We start from the raw sequence: 19,860 nt of genomic DNA on the forward strand, positions 1-19,860 counted from the left end.
CTCCCCCGAGGAGGTCGCTGCCTACCGCGAGCTCGCGAAGGTCGAGAGCCCGAACATGGATGTCTACAAGGACTTCGCGGGCGTCATCGAGACCCCCGAGAAGATCCTCACGGATCCGAACGCGAACGACCTCTACGAGCGGTTCATCTCCGCGTGGACCGAGGACAACATCGCCTGCATGTAAGCGATGCCACGCCCGGCATGAGAGCCCCGCACGGTTTTTCCGTGCGGGGCTCTCGGCGTCTGGGCCCCTGCACCGCTAACGTTGACGACAGGCACTTTTCAGGAGGGAGAACGAATGTTCAAGGGATTTAAAGAGTTTCTGCTGCGCGGGAACGTCGTCGATCTGGCCGTCGCGGTCGTCATCGGTGCGGCGTTCAACGCGGTCGTGCAGAAGGTCGTCGACGCGCTGATCAACCCGATCATCGGGATGGTCTTCAAGGCGGACTCGCTCGACGACGCGCTCGTCGTCGCGCTTCCCGGTGGCGGCGCGATCGCCTTCGGCGCGCTCATCGGCGCGATCATCAACTTCCTCATCGTCGCGGCGGTCGTCTACTTCGTGTTCGTCATGCCGATGAACAAGCTGCGCGACATGTCGAAGAAGAGCGAGGACGAGACCGCGGCCGCGGCCGAGACCGAGCAGGAGCTGCTCGTCGAGATCCGCGATCTGCTCCGCGCGCAGGCGACCGCGCCGCAGGCGGGCACCCCCGGCCCGGCAGCGGGTGCGGCGGGCGCGCACCGCGAGTAGTCGCGCGCGACACGAGGCGCAGCCACCCACAGCACAGAACCACACGGAGAAATCCCTTCTCTCGGATCACTTCCCAGTGATCCGGTCCGAGATTCGCGATTTCTCCGTGTGGTTCTGTGTGTTGCGGCCCCGTGTGGCCGAGCCGTGTGGCCTAGACCGTGCGCGCGTTGAGCCGCGCGAGGAAGAGCGCCTCCGTGAGGAGCGACTTCCGGAACGACTCGATGTGCAGTGACTCGTTCGGACTGTGCGCGCGGCCGTCGGGATCCTCCACGCCCGTGACGAGGATCTGCGCGCCCGGGAACTCTTCCACGAGCTCGGCGATGAACGGGATCGAGCCGCCCACGCCGATGTCGACGGGCTCCCGGTCCCACGCGTCCGCCATCGCGCCGCGCACCTCGCTGACCGCCCAGCCGCTCGTGTCGACGAGGAAGGCCTGGCCGAAGTCGGGATCCTCGAAGTCGAGCCGGGCGCCGAACGGGGCGTTCGCGCGGAGATGCTCCTGGATCGCCGCGTAGGCGGCCGCGGGGTCCTGGCCCGGCGCGATGCGGGCGCTTACCCGGACGCGGACGCCGGGGATCAGGGTGTTCGAGGCGTTCGCCACATCGGGGGCGTCGATTCCCGTGATCGTGATCGCGGGCTGCGCCCACAGCCGGGAGAGGATGTCGCCGCGGCCGATCGGCGTGACGCCGTCGAGCAGGCCCGCCTCCTCGCGCAGGCGGTCCTCCCCGTACTCGGGCAGGGTGAGATCCGCCGTGACGAGCCCGGGCACCGCGACGGCGCCATCGGCGTCCCACAGCGCGTTCAGCACGCGCACCGCGGCGAGCATCCCGTCCGGAACCGCGCCGCCGAACATGCCGGAGTGCGAGGCGTGATCGAGCGTGTCGATCCGCAGGTTGAAGGCGACCGCGCCGCGGAGCGCGACCGTGAGCGCGGGGGTCTCGATGTCCCAGTTGCTCGAGTCGGCGACGATGATCGCGTCGGCCGCGAGGAGGTCCTTGTTTTCGCGGAGGAAGTTGCCGAACGACTGCGAGGCCCACTCCTCCTCGCCCTCAATGAAGAGCGCGATCCCGAGCTCGAGTTCGCGCCCCTCGGCCTCCGCCGCGGCGGCGAACGCGCGGATCGCGCCGAGATGGGCCATGACGCCGGCCTTGTCGTCGGCCGCGCCGCGCCCGTACAGGCGGCCGTTCCGCTCGGTGGGCTCGAACGGCGGGGTCTCCCAGTCCTCGTCCTTGCCCGGAGGCTGCACGTCGTGGTGGGCGTAGAGCAGCACGGTCGGCTTGCCGCCCCGCGGCTCGCGGCGCGCGACGACGGCGGGCTGGCCGAGCTCGGTGCCACCCTCGACGGGGGCGCGGCGGATGTCGACGACGTCGAACACCCCGGTCTCCCGCAGCAGAGCGGCGATCGCCTCGGCGCTGTGCGCGACGTGGGCGGCGTCGAACGCGGGCCACGAGACGGACGGGATCCGCACGAGCGCGGCGAGATCCTCCATTGTCTGCGGGAACTGCGTCTCCGCAGCCGAGCGAATGCCGGCTTCCAGCGCGGCCTGATCCTGAGTCATCTGAGTGCTCCTTCTCCTGGGCGGCCGGGCCGACGGCTCGGTGAGCGTGCCCGGCGCCCCTGTCACGGTCTCCGGTTTCAGACTATCGCCGGGCGGTCGATCGCCGCAGCGCTCGCAGCGATCGCGTCCGATGCCGCGACGACGTCCGCGACGAAGGCGGCGTCGGCGCGGCGCCCGGGATCGAGCCACGCGTCGTGCGTCTCGCGGGCGAGGATGAGCGGCATGCGCGGGTGCGTCTCGGCAGCCGGGCCGATCGCCGCTCGCGTCACGAGCGCGTAGCTCAGGAGCGGCGGAGCCGCGGGCTGCGGCACGGGGGTCACGATGGCTGCGATCCCGAACAGCTGGTCCTCCGGGAGCGCGAAGGTGCGCCCGCGCTCGATGTACCAGTGCGCGGGGAGGATCGCGCGGCGCTGCAGCGGACCCCGCCACTTCGTGGCGAGCGCGTCCGAGCGGGCGTTGAACGCGGAGAACCGCGCGGGCGCGCCGTCGACGTGCAGCCACCACCAGCCGAGGTCGACGCGACGGTCGCCGAAGCCCTCGTGGATCAGGGGGTTGAGGTTCCGTGCGATGCGGCCGGTGATGCGCGCGGTGAAGCGCTGCTCGCGGGCCCACGCGGCGATGCGGGCGCGGCTCTCCGGCTCGTGCATGGGCGGCAGATCGAAGGTGAGCTGGAGGTCGTGCGGACCCCCGCCGAGACCGTAACTCGCGCACATGGCGATTACTCTAGCGCCGACCCCGGACTACGATACGGGCATGACGCTCACGATGACGATGACGCTCGAACCGCACGGGCCAGCGACCGCGCTCGTGCTGAGCGATGCGGAGGTGGCCGAGCTCGGAGGTGGCGGCCGCGCCGCGGTGCGGGTGACGATCGGCGAGCGGTCGGCGCGGCTGCGCCTCGCGCGCATGGGCGGGGAGAACCTGATCGGCCTGTCGAAGGCGGCGCGGGCCGAGCTCGGGGTCGAGCTCGGCGAGACGGTCACGGCGACGATCGCCCTCGACACCGAGGAGCGCACGGTCGATGTGCCCGCGGATCTCGCGGCGGCTCTCGACGGCGCCGCGGGAGCGCGTGACGCCTTCGCTGCGCTCTCCTTCACGCGGCGGAAGGAACTCGCCAGCGGCGTGGCCTCGGCGAAGCGGCCGGAGACCCGCGAGAAGCGGATCGCGGCTGTCCTCGCGGCGCTCGCGGACGGGGCGGGCGCCTAGGCTCCCGCAGTCGCGAGCTCGCGCGCCGCGCGGCCGGCCCGCGCCGACCAGCGCCCGTCGGCCTTCGTGACGCGGATCGGGTACTCGAAGGCGCGGGAGATCACCTCGGTGGTCACCACCTCGTCGACGGCGCCGGCCGCGACGATCTCCCCGTGCGCGATCACGACGGCGTGGGTGGTCGTCTCGGGCAGCTCCTCCAGGTGGTGCGTCACGAGCACGGTAGTGAGCCCGGGCTCCGCGTGCGCGAGTCCGTCGACCGTCTCGAGGAACTCCTCGCGGGCCGCGACGTCGAGGCCCGTGGTGGGCTCGTCGAGGAGGAGCAGCCGCGGCTCGGAGACGAGCGCTCGCGCGATGAGCGCGCGTCCCCGCTCCCCCTGCGAGAGCGTGGGCCAGCGCGATTCCCTGCGGTGCCCGAGCCCGACCCGGTCGATCGCGGCGTCGGCACGGCGCAGATCGTCCGCGCTCGGCGCCCACCGCATCGGCAGCTCGATCGTGGCGGTGAGCCCCGTGATCACCACCTCGCGCAGAGTGAGCGGGGAGCCGAGCGGGTGCCGCGGGTTGACGTGCCCGATCTCGTGACGAAGCGCCTGGAGGTCGACCCTGCCGAGGGTGTGCCCGAGCACGCGAGCGGTGCCGGAGCTCGGGTGCGTCTGCGCGCCGCAGAAGCCGAGGATCGTGCTCTTCCCCGCACCGTTCGGCCCGAGCAGCGCCCACCGCTCCCCCGCACGCACGGTGAGGCTGATCCCGCGCAGGATATCGGTGCCGCGGCGGCGGAACACCACGTCGTCGAGTTCAAGAACCGCTTCGGTCATGCGAGGCCCTCCTTCAGGGAGCTCAGGTGGTCGCGGCTCAGCGCGGCCGCGCGCTCGGCGTCGCGCTCCGCGATCGCCTCGGACAGTTCGGCGTGCACCGCATGGTCGGCGTCGCTCCCGAACGCGGTGCGGATCCGGAGCATGTCGATCATCGCCTGGCGCACGCGCGGGGTGAAGCCGTCGAAGAGCTCGAGCAGGATCGGGTTGTGCGCAGCCGCGACGATGGCTCGGTGGAACGCCGTGTCCGCGTCGACGTGCTCGGGGATGGCGGAGCGCCGCTCGGCCCGGTGCTCGAGCGCGCGCCGCATCGCACGGAGGTCCGCCGGGGTGCGGCGCTGCGCGGCGAGCGCCGCGGACTCGGCCTCGATCGCGGCGCGGGCCTCGATCACCGCGACGATGCCCGCGCGCGCCAGCACGGCGTCCCAGTCCTCTCGGGCGTCGAGTGCGGTGACGAACACCCCGGCCCCCTGGCGCGAGGCGAGCACGCCGCGTCCCGCGAGCTGGCGAATCGCCTCGCGCACGGTGGAACGGCCGACGCCGAGCTGGGGCGCCAGGGTCGTCTCCCCCGGGAGCTTCGCGCCGAGCTCCCACTCGCCGGCGCGGATGCGTGCGAGGAGCAGTTCGGCGGCCTGGTCGGCGAGGGGCGCGCGGCGCAGCTCGCGAGGCTGGGGTGCGGTGGCTGACATGCGCCCACCGTATCACTCCTCAACTTGTCTGAGGAGTTGTGCTACGGTGATCGACATGCGGATGCGCACTCTCCTCCTTCGTCGCCACGACGGGGCCTGATCGACCGGCTCCCCGTCGTGGAGTCGAGCCGTGCCGGTCGATCACCCGACCGCTCTCGAAGGAGCCCAGCATGACCGCAGCATCCCCCTTCCCCACGATCCGCACGCCACAGGGTCCGCGCCCGGCCGATGCGCCCCACTGGAACCGCCAGCGCGGCTCGCAGATGCCCTCGCACCGGTACCGCGACGCGGCCGACCGCGTCGCCCTGCCGCTCACAGAGCGCAGCTGGCCCAGCCGACAGCTGGAGCGCGCTCCGCTGTGGGTTCCCGTCGATCTCCGAGACGGCAACCAGGCACTCGCGGAGCCCATGGATCCCGCCAGGAAGCGACGATTCTTCGAGCTCATGGTGGCGATGGGCTACACCGAGATCGAGGTGGGCTACCCCTCCGCCTCGCAAACGGACTTCGACTTCGTGCGGCTCCTCGCGGAATCGGACCTCGCGCCCGAGCACGTCACGATCGTGGTCTTCACCCCCGCGCGAAGCGAACTCATCGCGCGAACGGTCGAGTCGATCCGCGGGATCCGGAACCCGGTGGTCATCCACATGTACACGGCGACGGCGCCCATCTGGCGGGAGACCGTGCTGCGCACGGGGAGGGACGCGCTGCGCGAGCTCATCCTCGCGGGCGGCCGGGACGTGCTCGCGGGCGCAGGCGACGCCCCGAACGTGCGCTTCGAGTTCTCCCCCGAGGTCTTCAACCTCACCGAGCCCGACTTCGCGCTCGAGGTCTGCGACGCGATGACCGCGCTCTGGGAGGCGAGCCCGGATCGGCCCGTGATCCTCAACCTGCCCGCAACCGTCGAGATCGCGTCGCCCAACGTCTACGCCGATCAGATCGAGTACATGCACCGGAACCTCGCGCGCCGGGAGAGCGTCATCCTCTCGGTCCACCCGCACAACGATCGCGGCACCGGGATCGCCTGCGCGGAACTGGCGGTGCTCGCCGGGGCGGAGCGCGTCGAGGGGTGCATCTTCGGCAACGGCGAGCGCACCGGCAATGTCGATATCGCGACGCTCGCGCTCAATCTGCACGCGCAGGGCATCGACCCCATGATCGACTTCTCGGACATCGACGAGATCCGGCGCACGGTCGAGCACGCCAACCGGCTGGAGCTGCACCCCCGGCACCCCTACGTCGGCGACCTGGTGCACACCGCGTTCAGCGGCACGCACCAGGATGCGATCAAGAAGGGATTCGCCGAGCACCGCGCCCGCGCCGCCGCGACGGGTGTGCCCGAGCACGAGCTCGAGTGGCGGGTGCCGTACCTGCCGATCGACCCGGCCGACCTCGGCCGCAGCTACGACGCCGTGATCCGCGTGAACTCGCAGTCGGGCAAGGGCGGGATCGCCTACCTGCTCGAGGCGGAGTACGGGATCGAGCTGCCCCGCCGGTTCCAGATCGAGCTCGCGCGCCGCGTGCAGCGGCACACCGATGCGAGCGGGGCCGAGATCACCGCGGACGAGCTCTGGCAGCTCTTCTCCCAGGAGTTCCTCACGAGCGGCGGCGCGCGCTTCGCGCTCGTGGCCCACGAGAGCGCGGGAGGAGCGGCCGGGTCGCAGCAGCGGATCGTGCTCCGCGTGGACGGGCAGGAGCACGCGCACGAGTGCGGGGCGGCGGATGGCGCCGGGCCCGTGGAGGCGCTCGGCGCGGCGCTCGCCTGCCACGGCGCGGGGATCGAGGTGCTCGGCCTGCACCAGACGAGCGTCGGCGCGGGGGCCGCGAGCGCAGCGCTCACCCTGCTCGAGTACCGGAGCGGAGACGCGGGCTCGGCATGGGCGGCCGGGACCTCCTCCTCGGTGCTCGAGGCGAGCCTCGCCGCGATGGTCAACGCAGCGAACGCCGTGGCGGGCGCGGCGAACCCTGAGCCGGGCGCAGCGAACCCTGAGCCGGGCGCAGCCGGGCGCGCCCGCTAGCCCTTCGCGCGCGTGAGCGTGCCGAGCTCGGCCCCGTCGAGATCGAGGACCGTGAGGGTGTCGCCCTGCACCGTCGCGCTGCCGGCGAGCGACAGCCAGGTGTCGACACCCTCGCAGTACTTCCGCGTGGTCGCGAAGCGGCCGAAGTCGAAGGTGTCGCCGTCGACCGTCCCGGAGCCGACCATGGTGTTGCAGCCGTCCGAGCCGGTGAAAGCCCAGTCCTCCGTGATCTCGAGCTCGGGGGCGTTGTCCCCCTCCCCCGCCCACGAGCCGGTGAACGACGGCGCGGCGGCGCAGCCGCTCAGCGCGAGCAGCGCGGTGGCGGACAGGGCGGCGGCGGTCAGCAGGGCTCGGCGCATGGGCGGACTCTTCTCTCGGTGCGGCTCGATGGAGCGATTCGTGGCGTCTCTCAGCAGTGTAGTGAGTGCCCCCGACAGCGGCGAGCCCCCGCCTCTTCCGCTTGTCGGTGGTCGTGCGTACCCTGGGGACATGGCCCTCCAGTGGAAACTCGTGATCGACTGTTCCGCGCCGCACGCGCTCGCAGATTTCTGGGCGGCGGCGCTCGAGTACACGGTCGAGGATCCCAGCACGCTCGTGCGCGAGTTGCTGGCCTCGGGGCAGCTCCCCGCGAGCGCCGCCGTGACCCATCTCGGCAGCGAGCGCTTCGCAGCGCTCGCCGCGATCCGGCATCCCGACGATCCGTACGATCCGTTCACGGGCGTTGGTCGGGGGCGGCGCATCCTCTTCCAGGGCGTTCCGGAACCGAAGCAGGGCAAGAACCGGCTCCACGTCGACGTGCAGGCCGCCACGGGCAGCCTCGACGAGCTCGTCGCGCGTCTCGAGGCGTTCGGTGCGAGCCGCGTGGAGTTCGTCGACGAGGGGCCTGCCGGCCGCTGGTGGGTCATGCGCGACCCGGAGGGCAACGAGTTCTGCGCCGCCGCCTGAGGGGCGCGGCCGCCCGCGCCCCTCAGGCGGCGCGGCGGCTCGAGCCGCGCCCGGCGCTCAGCCTGCGCGCGCGGTTCGGGCCGCCTCCCCCTCCGGCTGCATGCCGCGCCAGAGCAGGTCGAGCGCCGCGCGGGCGCGATCCTGCGTGGCGGGCTCCGCGAGCGAGTCGCCCCGCACCACTAGCTGGTAGTACGCCACACCGGCGAACGCGTCGAACGCGGCCTCGGGATCGAGGTCGGCGCGGAACTCCCCCCGCGCCACGGCGGCCGCGAGCGCGCGCTCCACGGGGGCGCGCCGCAGCCGCACGTGCGAGTCCCAGTAGGTGCGCTGCAACTCGCGGTCGGCCATAACGAGTCGGATCCGCCGCCGGAACCGCGCCTCGATCGCGGCGAGCGAGGCGTCGGCGCCGCCCGCGGCGAGCGCCGGGTCGCCCACCATCGCCCCGAAGACGGCCTCGCGGAGATCCGCACCGTCCGGGATCTCGGTCGGCACCACCCGGCCGCGGTCGAGCGCCGCCGCGATGAGGTCGGTGAGCGCAGGCCAGCGCCGGTAGAGCCCGGCCCGGCTGACCCCGCTCACGGAGACGACGCGCGACACCGTCACTTCCTGCTCGGAGTCGATGAGTTCGAGCACCGCCGAGATGAGGCGGACGTCGAGCTCCTCGTCGCGCGGCCGCCCCGGCCCCCGCTGCCCGGTCACGCGCCGAGCGCGCGCTGCCGCAGGCGCGCGATCGTGTCGTCGCCGAGTCCGGCGGCGCGCAGCGGTGCGAGGGGGTCCGCCGAGTCGCGGCGCAGCCCGTCGAGCATGATCCGCATCGACACCTCCATGCCCGTCTCGAGGAGCCCGCCCATTGCGCCGTCGCCCGCGTCGAGCGGGTCGACCGCGATGTCGAGCGCTGCGAACATCTCGGCCATGACGGGGCGGGTGCGGGCGATGATCGCGCGCATGTTCGCCCCGGTGCGCGCGTAGTCGGCGATGATGGCCTCGTCGCTCGCGCCCAGGACGAGCAGGAGCATGGCCGCGAGCACTCCCGTGCGATCGCGCCCCGCCGAGCAGTGGAACGCCGTGGTGCCGGGCGCCGTGGCGATCACATGCAGGGCCGTGACCAGCTGGGGCGCCGCCGCGGCCACCATGCCCGAGTACATCTCCCCCATGTGCGCGTGGTCGAGCGCGGGAGCGTCCTTCGGCATCGTGGAGCCGACGTTGGGGATGAGCGGGAGGTGGTGGTACGCGACGGGGTAGCCGCCGAGCGGGCCGCGGCCCGTGATCCCCACCTCGAGCGGCGAGCGGAGGTCGATGACCGAGGTGAGCCCGTCGCGGACGAGCCGCGCGGCGTCCTCCTCGGTGATCGTGGCGAGGTCGTCCGCGCGCACCGCGAGGCCCGCGCGGAGTCGGCCGCCCGCGATCGCCGTGCCGCCCAGATCGCGGAGGTTCACGGGGGCGCTCAGCCCGAACTGCGCGGTGGGGCGGGCCGGGGCCTTGAGCTGGGTGGACGTCATGAGATTCTCCTTCGGATGAGGGCGCTGCCCTGGTCGATCGCCGTGACGAGCACGACGATGCAGATGATGATGGCGCTGAGGTGGCCGTAGTCGTACATGCGCATGGCGGTGGTGAGCTCGAGCCCGATCCCGCCCGCGCCGACGAGGCCGAGGATCGTGGCCCCGCGCACGTTGCCCTCGAAGAGGAGCAGCGTGTACGAGACGAGGAGGGGTGCGGCCTGCGGCAGCACGCCGTACTGGATGACCTGGCGCTTCGAGGCGCCGACGGCCTGCATCGCGGTGATCGGCCCCGCATCGACGGACTCCATCGCCTCGGCGAAGACCTTTCCGATCGAACCGATCGAGCCGAGGGTCATCGCGAGGATGCCCGCGAACGGACCGAGCCCCACGGCGGAGACGAACATGAGGGCGAAGACGAGATCCGGTACCGAGCGGATGATGTTCATCACCCAGCGCGCGGGGTAGTACAGCCAGCGCGGGGCGATGTTCGCCGAGGCCGCGAACGCCACGAGCAGGGAGAGCACCGCACCGAGCACGGTGCCGACGACCGCCATCTGGAACGTCTCGATGAGCAGTTCGACGATCGTGCCGAACTTGGAGAAGTCGGGCGGGAACAGTCGGGAGAGGAAGTCGCCCATGTTGATCGCGCCGTCGCCGAGCTTCGCGAAGTTGAACTGGGCGCCCCCGAACGACCAGAGCAGGAGGAGCAGCGCGATCGGGATCCCGAGCAGGAATCGGGCGCGGGGCACGCTGAACGCGCGCTCCAGCCGTGCGCGGTCGGCGGGGTCGAGCGCGGGCGCGTGCGAAGCGGCGCGTCCGTCCCGGGCGCCGGTGCGCTCGGGGGCCGGCGCGGTCATGCGTGCGCCTCGCCATCGGGAGCCGCCGTCTCGTAGAGTCCGGCGAGCGCTGCCGCGTCGAGCGCGCTCGTGCGGCCGGAGATGATCATCTCGCCGTTCCGGAGCCCCACGATGCGGTCGCTGTACTCGAGCGCGAGCGGGAGCACGTGCAGGCTCACGAGCACGGGGATCCCGTCCTCGCGCGCGATGTCGCGCAGCAGTTCGAGGACGGAGCCCGCGAGCTTCGGGTCGAGCGAGGCGACGGGTTCGTCGGCGAGGATGAGGCGGGGCTGCTGCATGAGCGCCCGCGCGATCGCCACGCGCTGCTGCTGGCCACCGCTCAGTGAGCGGGCGGGGTCCTGTGCCTTGTGCGCGATTCCCACGCGGTCGAGGAGCGCGAGCGCACGGCGCCGATGGGCGCTCGAGAAGCCGCCGATGAGGTTCAGCGGGCCGGCGCTGCGCAGCGCCCCCGTGAGCACGTTCGTGAGCACACTGAGGCGCGGGATCAGGTTGAACTGCTGGAACACCTGGCCGGTCTCCGAGCGAAGCTCCCGGAGTTCGCCGCGGCGGAGGTTCGTGACATCGTGCCCGGCGACGCGCACCGAGCCACTCGCGACGGGAGCGAAGCCCGTGAGGCTCCTCATGAGCGTCGACTTCCCCGAGCCCGAGGCGCCGAGGAGCGCGACGGTCTCGCCGGGGAACAGGTCGAGGTCGACGCCGTCGAGGACGGGGCGCTCATCGTAGGCGACTCGGAGGCCGCGCACCGTGACGAGGGGCATCGCGCCGCGGGGGTCCGCGGGGGCGCTCGGGGTCATGGGTGCCTCCGTGCGCGCGGCGGGGACGAGGGCCGCGCTCACGACAGGTCCTTGAGCTCGACGCCCGCGACGGCTGCAATGTCCGCGAACGAGGCGAACGCCGCGGGCTTCGGCGCGATCTCCACCTCGAGCCCCGCGAAGGTGCCGTAGCCACCGAGCGCCTCCGCGTTCTCCGCAGCGAAGACGCGGGGCAGCGCCTCCTCGAGCTGGGCGCGCGTCGCGTCATCGAGCGACTGGCGCGCGAGGACCGTCCCCATGACCTCCATGGCCGGGCTCTCCCCGATGCCCCGCCACTCCCCCTCGGCGAACGGGAACATCGGCGCCCCCATCTCCGTGAGCATGATCGAGGTGCACGCGGCGTCGACCTGACCCTGCTCGAGTGCGGCGAAGCTGCCCTCGTGCCCGCCGGCGAAGATCGCCTCGTAGTCGGTCCCCTGCTCGAGGCCCGCCTCGTGGAGCATGTAGACGGGCATGAAGTACCCCGAGCTCGACGCCTGGTCGGCGAACGCGACGGTCTTGCCCCGCAGGTCCGTGAGCTGTTGCACGGGCGAACCGTCGAGCACGACGCAGGTGGAGACGGGGTCGTCGCTGCCCTTCCACGCGAGAAGCGCGTCGACCTCGCCGGTGTTCACGGCGAGCGCGGACGGGAAGCCGCTCATGATGCCGATGTCGACGTGGTCGGCACGGATTGCCTCGACGACGCTCAGGTAGTCGGGCACGTCGGTCACCTCGACGGTGCGCCCGGTCTCCGCTTCGAGCAGCTCGGCGAGCGCCTCGATCGGGTTGCCCTGCGTCGGGTCCTCGGAGATCGGGATCGTGGCGATCGTGATCGGGGCGTCGGCGGCGGCGCTCGCGGCAGGCTCCGTGGTTGCGGTTTGGCAGCCGGTGAGGGCGAGGGCGGCGATGCCGAGCGCGGCGGCGGCGGGAACGGAGAAGCGGCGCATGGTGACCTTTCGGAGCGTGGCTGCTCTCGAGGTTTCGAGAACACCAGTAGTCAATCTCCGGAAGGTGTCCGCGAATTACGAGACCGGCGGACCGCGAATGGAACGCTCCGTGAACAGTCGGTAAAGCGAACGCCCGCCCCGGGATCGGGGCGGGCGTTCCGTGCACCGCGGCTGCGCGGACGGCCGACTAGGCGTCGAGCGAGAAGGTGCTGTCCGGGTCGGCCACGATGCGCTGCGTGGCGGCGGCGTGGACGCGGACCGCGGCGACTCCGCTTCGGGTCGCAGCGTCGAGCACGGGATCCGCGGCCTCGCCGAGGGCGACGAATGCGCGGGCGAGGCTGCGCTGCACCTCGAAACTGCCGCGGCCGAGCTCCTGGGCGAACGCCGCGGCGAGCTCGTCCGCCGCCTCGACGGGGGCGAGGGCGACGGCCGTGCGCCAGGCGGTGCGAGCCACCTCGTCGTCGGGGTCGTGGAGGTGCGCCGGGGTGACGGCCGTCCAGGTGGCGCGGTCGCCGATCTTCGACAGGGTGTGGAGCGCTTGGCTGCGCGCCTGCGGCGCCGAGGATTCGAGCTCGGCGAGGACGAGCGGCAGCGCGGACTCCGCGGGATGCCGCACGATGGCCCAGGTGAGCATCTCGCGCACCTGGAAGTCGTCCTCGACGGCGCAGCGGGCCACGAGCAGGGGCAGTTCGTCCGCGCTGGGCGCCGTGCCCGCCGCGAGCGCGGCGTTCAGTCGCACCTGCGCGCGCTCGTGGGCGAGCGCCTCGCGCCGGCCGGGCTCCTCCCCGTGCGCGCCTGGGCTCGTCACGGCACGGGTTCCAGAAACCTCAGTCATGTCTGCAGCGTATCAGCGAGGAATGCGCGCGTCGCCGCGACCACCTCGTCGCTGCGGGTGTGGTGGAGGTAGTGGTCTGCGTCGATCTCCAGAGTGAGGGCGTGATCGACGGTCGCCGCCTGCGCCTCGTGCATCTCGGTCCAGGTGGGGAACGCCGGATTCTCCCGCTGGTACATGAGCAGTACGGGGAGCTCGCGCGGGAAAGTCTGCCCCGCCGCTGCCGCGAAGTTCCTGCCGAGCATGTGGACCTCGTCAAGATAGCTCGGCGCCATCGTGTTCCGGGCGGTGAGCACGCTGATCCGCTCACGGTCGGTGTCCGTGTACGCGGGATTGTCCGCGAGCGGGTCCCCTCCGAGCGAGGTCATCACCCGGAGCAGGCCGAGCCCGCGGATCACGGGAGCCGCCTCGATGATGGCCGGCACCTGGTCCATGCCAGGCTGCTCGGGCACTGAGGTGTCGATCCCCACGAATGCGGTGACCTCGTCGGGATACTGCGCCACGTACTCGAGCGCGTACAGGCCCGTGATCGAGTGCCCCATGAGCACGTATTCGTCGACCCCGAACGAGGAGATCGCGGTGTGGATCTCGCGCACGATGTTCTCGGTGGTGCGCGGCGAGTCGGCCTGATCGCTCAGGCCGTAGCCGAACGGTTCGACGACGAGGATTCTGGCCTCATCGGCGAGCCCGCGGATCACCGGGGCGAAGTCCGCGACGGGCGAGGCGGTGCCGGCTCCGGGCGTCAGCACGATCGTGCGGTCCCCGCTGCCGAACTCGGCGACGTTCATCCGCTTCCCCTCGACCTCGACGAGCGTTCCGTAGGGCTCGAGCGCCGCCACCTCCTGTTCCGTGCGCACGAGGTTCACGACCGCGGTCGTGGTGAGCGTCGCCGCGAGCACCGCGGCGACGGTTCCGAGGCTGATGAGGGTGATCTTGAGGGGCTTCTTCACGATCTGCGGTGCGCCAATCTTCCGGGTTCAACTTGTCTGACAAGTTTGGCAAAGCCGCCCGGCAGTCCCCTGTGAATCCACACGGACCCGGTCGAGGTGGGGGCAGGATTCGAACCTGCGTGCGCGATCTTGCGGATCGCGACCTGGCCACTCGGTCACCCCACCATGCGGGGCCGCTCGGCCCCTCATCGGCGCGCTCGGCCCGGCGCGCTCAGCCCGGCACGCTCAGCCCGGCGCGCTCCGGCCCGCCGCCCATGCAAGGTCGGCGGCCAGCTGCTCCTGCTCGGGATCATCGAGCGCGTGCGCCGTCACCCGGACGAAGTCCGCGAAGCCGCCGGCCAGCGCGAACTCGGCCCCCGGACGCGCCAACCACCCGCGCTCGCCCAGCCGCCCGAGCACCTGGGCGGCGGGCGCTCCCGTCGCCACCCAGACGTTGAGCCCGTCCCCCGCCACGGCCGCGCAGCCGTGCCGCCGGAGACGCTCGGCGAAGGAAGCGGCGCGCTCGGCGTAGTGCGCGGAGGCCGCCGCGCGCTGCGCGTCCGCCCCGGGAGCCGCGAGCAGCCCGTGGCTCATGCGCTGCAGCAGGTGGCTCACCCACGTGATCCCCCCGCTGATCCGCAGGCCGAGCTGCGCCGCGGTGCCCGCATCGCTCGCCACCAGCGCGAGCCGGAGATCCGGCCCGAGCACCTTCGAAACCGAGCGCACGAGCGCCCAGCGCGGGTGGTCCGCTCCGATAATCGTCGCGTACGACGCGCGCGCGAGGAGCGCGAAGTGGTCGTCCTCGATCACCAGCACGTGCGGGAAGTCGGCGAGCACGGCGCGCAGTTCCGCCGCACGCTCCGGGGTGAGACTCACCCCGGTCGGGTTGTGCGCGCGCGGCGTGCACACCACCGCACGCGCCCCTGCCTCGAGCGCCGCCCGGAGCTCATCGGGGCGCATCCCCGCGCCATCGAGTCCGACTCCGATCGGGCGGTACCCGCCCTGCCGCACGGTGCTGATGCTCGTGAGGAAGCACGGATCCTCGAGGGCCACGGCGTCCCCTGGGGCGAGCGCCACGGCGAGCAGCCGCTCGACCGCATCGACAGCCCCGGCGGTAACCGTGAGCGCGAATGGGCGCGACTGGTCCTCGGCGATCCACTCAGTGGCCCACGCGGCCAGGCCAAGATCGATCGTTGCCTCGCCGTAGAGCCTCGGCGGGGCCAGCTCGAGCCGGAGCGCAAGCGGATCGGGCAGCAGCGCGGGATCGGGGTTGCCATCCCCCACGTCGCGCAGCGCGCGCGTCCGTCCGGGCTCGCGGGCAGCGAGCTCCGCCACCGCGCCGACGGGGGCGAAGCCCTCCTCCGGGAGCGCGGCAGCCGGGGCCGCGAGCACGGTACCGCCGCCGCGCCGGGTCTCGGCGAGGCCCGCGCGCACGAGCAGCCGATAGCCGGCGAGCGCCGTGTTCCGGTTCACCCCGAGCGACTCGGCGAGCGCGCGGACGGGAGGCAGGCTCGCACCGGGGGCGAGGATCCCACGGTCGAGCAGGCCGCGGACGCTCGCGGCGATCTCCTCCGCCGTGCGCCCCGCGATCTCCTCCGCGCTCGTCTGCTGCATGTGTGCTCCTCCAGGCGGGGATCGGCGTCCACCTCGCGCCGATTCCCCGCCGTTTCTGTCTGACACGAGCCATGCTACGGTTTGACCTATGACAAGTCAAACGGATGACCAGCTCCCCATCCACGACTTCCCCATCGCGTCCGGCGTGGCGGATTTCGTGCGGAACATCGCCGCCGTGCGCACCCGAATCGCGGCGGCGGCCGAGCGCGCCGGGCGCGACGCGCGGGAGGTGCGGCTGCTCCCCGTGAGCAAGACCGTCCCGGAGGAGCGGATCCGGCTCGCCGTCCAGGCGGGCTGCCGCGAGCTCGGCGAGAACAAGGTGCAGGAGGCGGCACGGAAGTCGGCAGCGCTCGCCGATCTCGGTGTCCGCTGGTCGGTGATCGGGCACCTCCAGACGAACAAGGCCCGCGAGGTGGCGGCCTTCGCGAGCGAGTTCCAGGCGCTCGACTCGCACCGGGCCGCCGCCGCGCTCGACCGGCGCCTCCAGGCAGCGGGCCGTTCGCTCGACGTCTTCGTGCAGGTGAACACCTCAGCCGAACCGCAGAAGTACGGGCTGCAGCCCGACGAGGTGGGAGCGTTCCTCCGCGAGCTCCCCCAGTACAGCTCGCTGCGGGTCCGCGGCCTCATGACCCTCGCGATCTTCACTTCCGACGAGGTCCGAGTGCGCGAGTGCTTCGTGCGCCTGCGCACCCTGCGGGATCGGCTGCGCGCCGAAAACCCCGAGCTCATCGGCGACGGCGGGCTCTCGATGGGGATGTCGGGCGACTACGAGCTCGCGATCGAGGAGGGCGCCACCTGCGTTCGGGTGGGTCAGGCGATCTTCGGAGCGCGTCACGTCCCGGACAGCCACTACTGGCCGGGACTCACGGACTTCGCGGACGGCACGGCCGCCGATTAGCTCACTCGCGCTCAACGCGCAAGCCCCTGTTCCGTCCGCGATCGCGGGGCATAGCGTCGGAATCACCGAGCGGCACCCGCTTGGCCGAAAGGAGCTGACATCATGAGTTTTCTCGCTTTTCTGATCCTCGGCTTGATCGCCGGAGCCATCGCGAAAGCGATCATCCCCGGTGAGCACGGCGGAGGTTGGTTCGCAACACTCATCCTCGGCGTAGTGGGCGCCATGCTCGGCGGCTGGCTGGGTGGGATGATCTTCGGCGCCGACATGGGCGCGTTCTGGTCGCTGCAGTCCTGGCTGCTCGCGATCGGCGGCTCGGTCGTGGTGCTGCTCATCTACGGGCTCTTCGCCGGCAGGAAGCAGGGCGCGCGCTAGGCCGGGCGCCCAGCGCGCACACCGCGGACTCCCGCGAGGCCGCCCCGGTCCGCCTCCGGATCGGGGCGGCCTGGCGCACGCGCGCTAGAGCAGCTCGGGGACCTGACGTGCGAACGCCTCCGCCTCGTCCTCGCTCACGATCACGAGGCCGCGCGGCGTGTGGGAGCGCGCGGTGAGCACCCGCAGCCACACCGGGTTCAGCTCGGGCGGGCGACTCCCCGAGAAGCGGAAGCCGAGCGCCAGGTGCGGGGAGAGCCAGAGCGAGACCCGCCCGCTCCCCTGCTCGGGCGTCTTGCTCCAGCTCAGGTAGAAGCACTCCTGCCCGCGCAGCTTCTGGCCGATCACGACCTTCAGGTGCGCGAGCAGGCGATCCTCGAACTCGTACTCATGCGTTCCGTGCATCAGGTAGCCCATGCCCTGATCATCGCACGGCAGGGCCGACCGCGCACGGGTTTTCGTGCGCCGCGCTCAGGAGAGCAGGCGCCGCAGCCAGGCCGACAGGCCCTCCACGGCGAACACGATCACGAGCACGCAGAGCAGGAGGAAGAGCAGCTCATGCTGGTTGATCCGCGCCGCGCTCGAGAGCATGTACCCGATCCCGCCTCCGCCCACGATGCCGAGCACCGTGGCCGAGCGGATGTTCGTGTCGAGCAAGTAGAGCGTGTGCCCGATGAACGCGGGCACCGCCTGCGGGAACGTGGCGCCCGCGAAGACCTGAGCACGGCTCGCGCCGACCGCCGTGAGCGCGCGCTCCGGACCGGGGTTCACCTCCTCCAGCGAGTCGGCCACGAGCTTCCCGAGGAGACCGACGCCGCCGATGCCGAGCGCCAGGACGGCGGCGCCCGGGCCGAGCCCCGTGAGGATGATGAAGAACAGCGCGAGGAGGAGCTCGGGCAAGCCGCGGATCACCACGAGCGCGAAGCGCGAAGCGCCGCGGACCGCCCCGTTCGGCGCCACGTTGCGGGCGGCGAAGGTACCGATGAGCAGCGAGAACACGACCGCGAAGAGCGTGGCCGCGAGCGCGATCTGCACGGTCTCGAGGAGTGCGAGCGCCACGTCGCCCCACTTCTCCTGCGCGAGGGCCGGGGGCCACAGCCGCCCCACCGCGATCCCGAGGTTCTGCCAGAAGTTCGCGAAGCTGCTGCCCTGGGTCGCGGCGATCGCGACAGAGGCGACGAGGACCGCAGCGGTGCCCCAGACGAGCGCCGACTGCCGCACGCGATCCGGCGTCCAGGGCACGCGCCCGGCGCGCCCCAGACGCAGCTGCGCCTCGACTCGGCTGGTGCGCCCGGAGGCGGCCTGCGGCTCGCGGGTGATGCGTCGCACGAAGCGCTCGGCGAGGCTCCGGCCGGTGGGCTGGGCCCCGAGCAGCGAGCGGCGGATGAGCGCCGAGACGATCTCGAAGGCGACGCAGAGCACGAAGATGATGATCGCGAAGGGCATCGCCGCGCGGTAGTTGAGCGTCTGCATTGCGATGCTGAGCTCCTGCCCGAGCCCCGCAACGCCCACGAAGCCGAGAATCACGGAGACGCGGAGGTTGATGTCGGCGCGGTGCAGCACGATCGCGATGTACGCGGGCAGGATCTGCGGCCACACGCCGCCCCAGAACTGCTGGACCTTCCCGGCCCCCGCGGCCCGCAGCGCGCGGACGGGGCCCTCGTCGATCTGCTCGATGGCGTCCGCGGTCAGCTTGCTGATCATGCCGATCGAGTGGATGCCGAGCGCGAGCACGCCGGCGAGCGCGCCCTGGCCGATGATGAGCGCGAAGATCATCGCCATGATCGCGTCGGGCGCAGCGCGGGTCGTCACCCCGAGGAAGCGCCCGAGCACGCTCCCCGCGCGGTTCGGTGCGGTGTTGCGGGCGGCGAGGACGGCGACGGGGATCGAGATCGCGGCGGCGAGCGCCGTGCCGCAGAACACGATCGCGAGCGTGAGCGCGCACAGCCAGAGCGTCTCCCCCACCGTGGGCCACACGAACGGGACGGTGCGGGCGAGGAAGGAGCCAGCGTATTCGGTGCCGCGCAGCATCTGCTCGACGGAGAGGCCGACGCCGCGGAACGACCAGAGCGCCGCGGCGAGGAGCGCGAGGAGGAGGGTTGTCGCGATGAGTCCCGAGCGGCTCGGCGCGGGGAGCGTGGCGCGCCGGCCGGGTGCGCGGTCGAGGGTCGCTGCGGCGGTCACGCGGATGCCCCGGTGAGGGCAGGCGCGGGAGCGTGCGTCGGGGCGGAAGCACCGGCGGGTTCCGGCGCGAACGCGGCCGTCTGCGCGGTCGCCAGCGCGGTTGCCGCCGGGTCCATGGCCTCGGGCGCGACCTGCCGGTACACCCGCATCACGGTGTCGCGGTCGAGCGCGGCGGCGGGCGTATCGAGCACGACGGCGCCGTGCCGCAGGCCGACGATGCGATCGGCCCATGAGAGGGCGAGCTCGACCTGGTGGAGCGTGCAGAGCACGGTGAGGCCGCGGCGGGCCGCGATTTCACGGATGAGTCGCATGACCTGCTGGGAGGACTCGGGATCGAGCGATGCGACGGGTTCGTCGGCGAGCAGGATCTCGGGATCCTGCATGAGCGCGCGGGCGATCGCGACCCGCTGCTGCTGGCCGCCCGAGAGCGTGTCCGCCCGTTGGAAGGCGTGGGCGTCGAGGCCGACCTCCGCGAGGAGGTCGAGCGCGCGGACCCGGAGCGCACGCGGGTAGCTCAGCAGGCCGAGGCGCGGGCCGCGGAGGGTCGCGAGCGCACCGGTGAGCACGTTCTCGAGCACGGTGACGGGGCCGACGAGCTCGAACTGCTGGAAGATGAAGCCGACTCGGCCGCGCAGTTCGCGCAGGGCTCGGCCGCGGAGGGCCGATACGTCGGAGCCGAGAACGCGCACCTCGCCGGACGAGGGCGCTTCGAGCCCGTTCAGGTGGCGCAGCAGGGTGGACTTGCCGGAGCCGGAGAGGCCGAGCAGCACGACGACCTCCCCCGTGTCGACGGTGAGCGAGACAGAGTCGAGCGCGGTCGTGCTGCCGAACTGCTTGCTCACGTCCGTGAGGTGGATCGCCGGGGTGTGTGCCATGAGCGGTGCTCCTTCGGGCGGGTGCGGGCTGGGACGCGGGGTGGGTGGGAGTGGGTGGTGGGGTGAGGTGCGCGCGGAGCGGGGTCAGGGCACCG

The 19,860-nt window shown here is 72.2% G+C and carries 23 protein-coding genes and 1 tRNA gene; 7 read left to right on the plus strand and 17 right to left on the minus strand.

The features are described from left to right. A partial coding sequence (locus tag U874_RS13980) for a hypothetical protein (protein ID WP_036057437.1) occupies nucleotides 1–184 on the plus strand: 184 nt, incomplete at its 5' end. A 114-nt stretch (nucleotides 185–298) separates the two neighbouring features. Beyond that, nucleotides 299–748 (plus strand): large-conductance mechanosensitive channel protein MscL, encoded by a 450-nt coding sequence (mscL, locus tag U874_RS0100655; RefSeq protein WP_025132622.1) that lies wholly within the window; start codon nucleotides 299–301, stop codon nucleotides 746–748. A gap of 151 nt (nucleotides 749–899) precedes the next feature. On the opposite strand, the gene U874_RS0100660 is transcribed toward mscL, so the two are convergent. Both U874_RS0100660 and U874_RS0100665 read right to left on the minus strand, forming a co-directional pair. Beyond that, on the minus strand, nucleotides 900–2,306 hold the full coding sequence (locus U874_RS0100660) for a dipeptidase (RefSeq protein WP_025132623.1): 1,407 nt from the start codon (nucleotides 2,304–2,306) through the stop codon (nucleotides 900–902). 77 nt (nucleotides 2,307–2,383) lie between these two features. Then, on the minus strand, nucleotides 2,384–3,019 hold the full coding sequence (locus tag U874_RS0100665; RefSeq protein ID WP_025132624.1) for an SOS response-associated peptidase family protein: 636 nt from the start codon (nucleotides 3,017–3,019) through the stop codon (nucleotides 2,384–2,386). 40 nt (nucleotides 3,020–3,059) lie between these two features. On the opposite strand from U874_RS0100665, the gene U874_RS0100670 reads away from it, so the two are divergent. Beyond that, a complete protein-coding gene (locus U874_RS0100670) occupies nucleotides 3,060–3,512 on the plus strand; it encodes a YdeI/OmpD-associated family protein (protein WP_025132625.1) in 453 nt (150 codons plus the stop codon). Here the strand turns inward: U874_RS0100670 and U874_RS0100675 are convergent. Both U874_RS0100675 and U874_RS0100680 read right to left on the minus strand, forming a co-directional pair. Then, nucleotides 3,509–4,324, minus strand: a complete 816-nt coding sequence (locus tag U874_RS0100675; protein WP_025132626.1) for an ABC transporter ATP-binding protein — start codon at nucleotides 4,322–4,324, stop codon at nucleotides 3,509–3,511. The two genes, U874_RS0100670 and U874_RS0100675, sit on opposite strands and share 4 nt — an antisense overlap. Further along, nucleotides 4,321–5,010 (minus strand): FadR/GntR family transcriptional regulator, encoded by a 690-nt coding sequence (locus U874_RS0100680; protein ID WP_025132627.1) that lies wholly within the window; start codon nucleotides 5,008–5,010, stop codon nucleotides 4,321–4,323. Before U874_RS0100680 ends, U874_RS0100675 begins: the two co-directional genes overlap by 4 nt. 263 nt (nucleotides 5,011–5,273) lie before the next feature. On the opposite strand from U874_RS0100680, the gene U874_RS0100685 reads away from it, so the two are divergent. Beyond that, nucleotides 5,274–7,025, plus strand: coding sequence for a 2-isopropylmalate synthase (locus tag U874_RS0100685; RefSeq protein ID WP_255342034.1), 1,752 nt, complete (start codon nucleotides 5,274–5,276; stop codon nucleotides 7,023–7,025). On the opposite strand, the gene U874_RS0100690 is transcribed toward U874_RS0100685, so the two are convergent. Beyond that, nucleotides 7,022–7,384 (minus strand): META domain-containing protein, encoded by a 363-nt coding sequence (locus U874_RS0100690; RefSeq protein WP_029987324.1) that lies wholly within the window; start codon nucleotides 7,382–7,384, stop codon nucleotides 7,022–7,024. The two genes, U874_RS0100685 and U874_RS0100690, sit on opposite strands and share 4 nt — an antisense overlap. A 130-nt stretch (nucleotides 7,385–7,514) precedes the next feature. Between U874_RS0100690 and U874_RS0100695 the strand changes: the two genes are divergently transcribed. Further along, a complete protein-coding gene (locus U874_RS0100695; protein WP_025132630.1) occupies nucleotides 7,515–7,970 on the plus strand; it encodes a VOC family protein in 456 nt (151 codons plus the stop codon). Nucleotides 7,971–8,027: 57 nt separating this feature from the next. Here U874_RS0100695 and U874_RS14565 read toward each other — a convergent pair whose 3' ends face one another. The 9 genes from U874_RS14565 to U874_RS0100740 form a co-directional block, all read right to left on the minus strand. After that, nucleotides 8,028–8,669 carry a TetR-like C-terminal domain-containing protein gene (locus tag U874_RS14565; RefSeq protein WP_025132631.1) on the minus strand — a complete coding sequence of 214 codons (642 nt, stop codon included), beginning with the start codon at nucleotides 8,667–8,669 and terminating at the stop codon, nucleotides 8,028–8,030. After that, nucleotides 8,666–9,469, minus strand: a complete 804-nt coding sequence (locus U874_RS0100705; protein WP_025132632.1) for a tyrosine-protein phosphatase — start codon at nucleotides 9,467–9,469, stop codon at nucleotides 8,666–8,668. The genes U874_RS14565 and U874_RS0100705 overlap by 4 nt, the downstream gene beginning before the upstream one ends. Beyond that, entirely contained in the window at nucleotides 9,466–10,326 is an 861-nt protein-coding gene (gene phnE / locus U874_RS0100710; protein ID WP_025132633.1) for a phosphonate ABC transporter, permease protein PhnE, read from the minus strand. The genes U874_RS0100705 and phnE (U874_RS0100710) overlap by 4 nt, the downstream gene beginning before the upstream one ends. Next, complete coding sequence (gene phnC / locus U874_RS0100715) at nucleotides 10,323–11,162, minus strand: phosphonate ABC transporter ATP-binding protein (protein WP_025132634.1); 840 nt, start codon at nucleotides 11,160–11,162, stop codon at nucleotides 10,323–10,325. Before phnC (U874_RS0100715) ends, phnE (U874_RS0100710) begins: the two co-directional genes overlap by 4 nt. After that, entirely contained in the window at nucleotides 11,159–12,064 is a 906-nt protein-coding gene (phnD, locus tag U874_RS0100720; protein ID WP_025132635.1) for a phosphate/phosphite/phosphonate ABC transporter substrate-binding protein, read from the minus strand. Before phnD ends, phnC (U874_RS0100715) begins: the two co-directional genes overlap by 4 nt. Before the next feature lie 187 nt (nucleotides 12,065–12,251). Continuing rightward, nucleotides 12,252–12,899: a HEAT repeat domain-containing protein gene (locus U874_RS0100725; RefSeq protein WP_232755836.1), complete on the minus strand. Its 648-nt coding sequence runs from the start codon at nucleotides 12,897–12,899 to the stop codon at nucleotides 12,252–12,254. Next, nucleotides 12,896–13,846 (minus strand): alpha/beta fold hydrolase, encoded by a 951-nt coding sequence (locus U874_RS0100730; RefSeq protein ID WP_025132636.1) that lies wholly within the window; start codon nucleotides 13,844–13,846, stop codon nucleotides 12,896–12,898. Before U874_RS0100730 ends, U874_RS0100725 begins: the two co-directional genes overlap by 4 nt. Before the next feature lie 94 nt (nucleotides 13,847–13,940). Next, nucleotides 13,941–14,011: transfer RNA gene (locus U874_RS0100735), tRNA-Cys, on the minus strand. A 60-nt stretch (nucleotides 14,012–14,071) separates the two neighbouring features. Continuing rightward, complete coding sequence (locus U874_RS0100740; protein WP_025132637.1) at nucleotides 14,072–15,439, minus strand: aminotransferase class I/II-fold pyridoxal phosphate-dependent enzyme; 1,368 nt, start codon at nucleotides 15,437–15,439, stop codon at nucleotides 14,072–14,074. A gap of 88 nt (nucleotides 15,440–15,527) precedes the next feature. Here U874_RS0100740 and U874_RS0100745 point away from each other — a divergent pair, with 88 nt between their 5' ends. Beyond that, a complete protein-coding gene (locus U874_RS0100745; RefSeq protein ID WP_025132638.1) occupies nucleotides 15,528–16,337 on the plus strand; it encodes a YggS family pyridoxal phosphate-dependent enzyme in 810 nt (269 codons plus the stop codon). 102 nt (nucleotides 16,338–16,439) lie between these two features. Next, nucleotides 16,440–16,709 (plus strand): GlsB/YeaQ/YmgE family stress response membrane protein, encoded by a 270-nt coding sequence (locus tag U874_RS0100750; protein ID WP_025132639.1) that lies wholly within the window; start codon nucleotides 16,440–16,442, stop codon nucleotides 16,707–16,709. 84 nt (nucleotides 16,710–16,793) lie between these two features. Here U874_RS0100750 and U874_RS0100755 read toward each other — a convergent pair whose 3' ends face one another. The 3 genes from U874_RS0100755 to phnC (U874_RS0100765) all read right to left on the minus strand — a co-directional run bounded on the left by U874_RS0100755 (nucleotide 16,794) and on the right by phnC (U874_RS0100765) (nucleotide 19,765). Further along, a complete protein-coding gene (locus tag U874_RS0100755; protein WP_232755837.1) occupies nucleotides 16,794–17,111 on the minus strand; it encodes a hypothetical protein in 318 nt (105 codons plus the stop codon). Nucleotides 17,112–17,177: 66 nt separating this feature from the next. Continuing rightward, a complete protein-coding gene (gene phnE, locus U874_RS0100760; RefSeq protein WP_025132641.1) occupies nucleotides 17,178–18,890 on the minus strand; it encodes a phosphonate ABC transporter, permease protein PhnE in 1,713 nt (570 codons plus the stop codon). Beyond that, a complete protein-coding gene (gene phnC, locus U874_RS0100765) occupies nucleotides 18,887–19,765 on the minus strand; it encodes a phosphonate ABC transporter ATP-binding protein (protein ID WP_025132642.1) in 879 nt (292 codons plus the stop codon). Before phnC (U874_RS0100765) ends, phnE (U874_RS0100760) begins: the two co-directional genes overlap by 4 nt. Between the last annotated feature and the right edge of the window lie 95 nt (nucleotides 19,766–19,860).

Origin of the sequence: Leucobacter sp. PH1c, from assembly GCF_000633415.1 — a bacterium.
GTDB lineage: Bacteria > Actinomycetota > Actinomycetes > Actinomycetales > Microbacteriaceae > Leucobacter.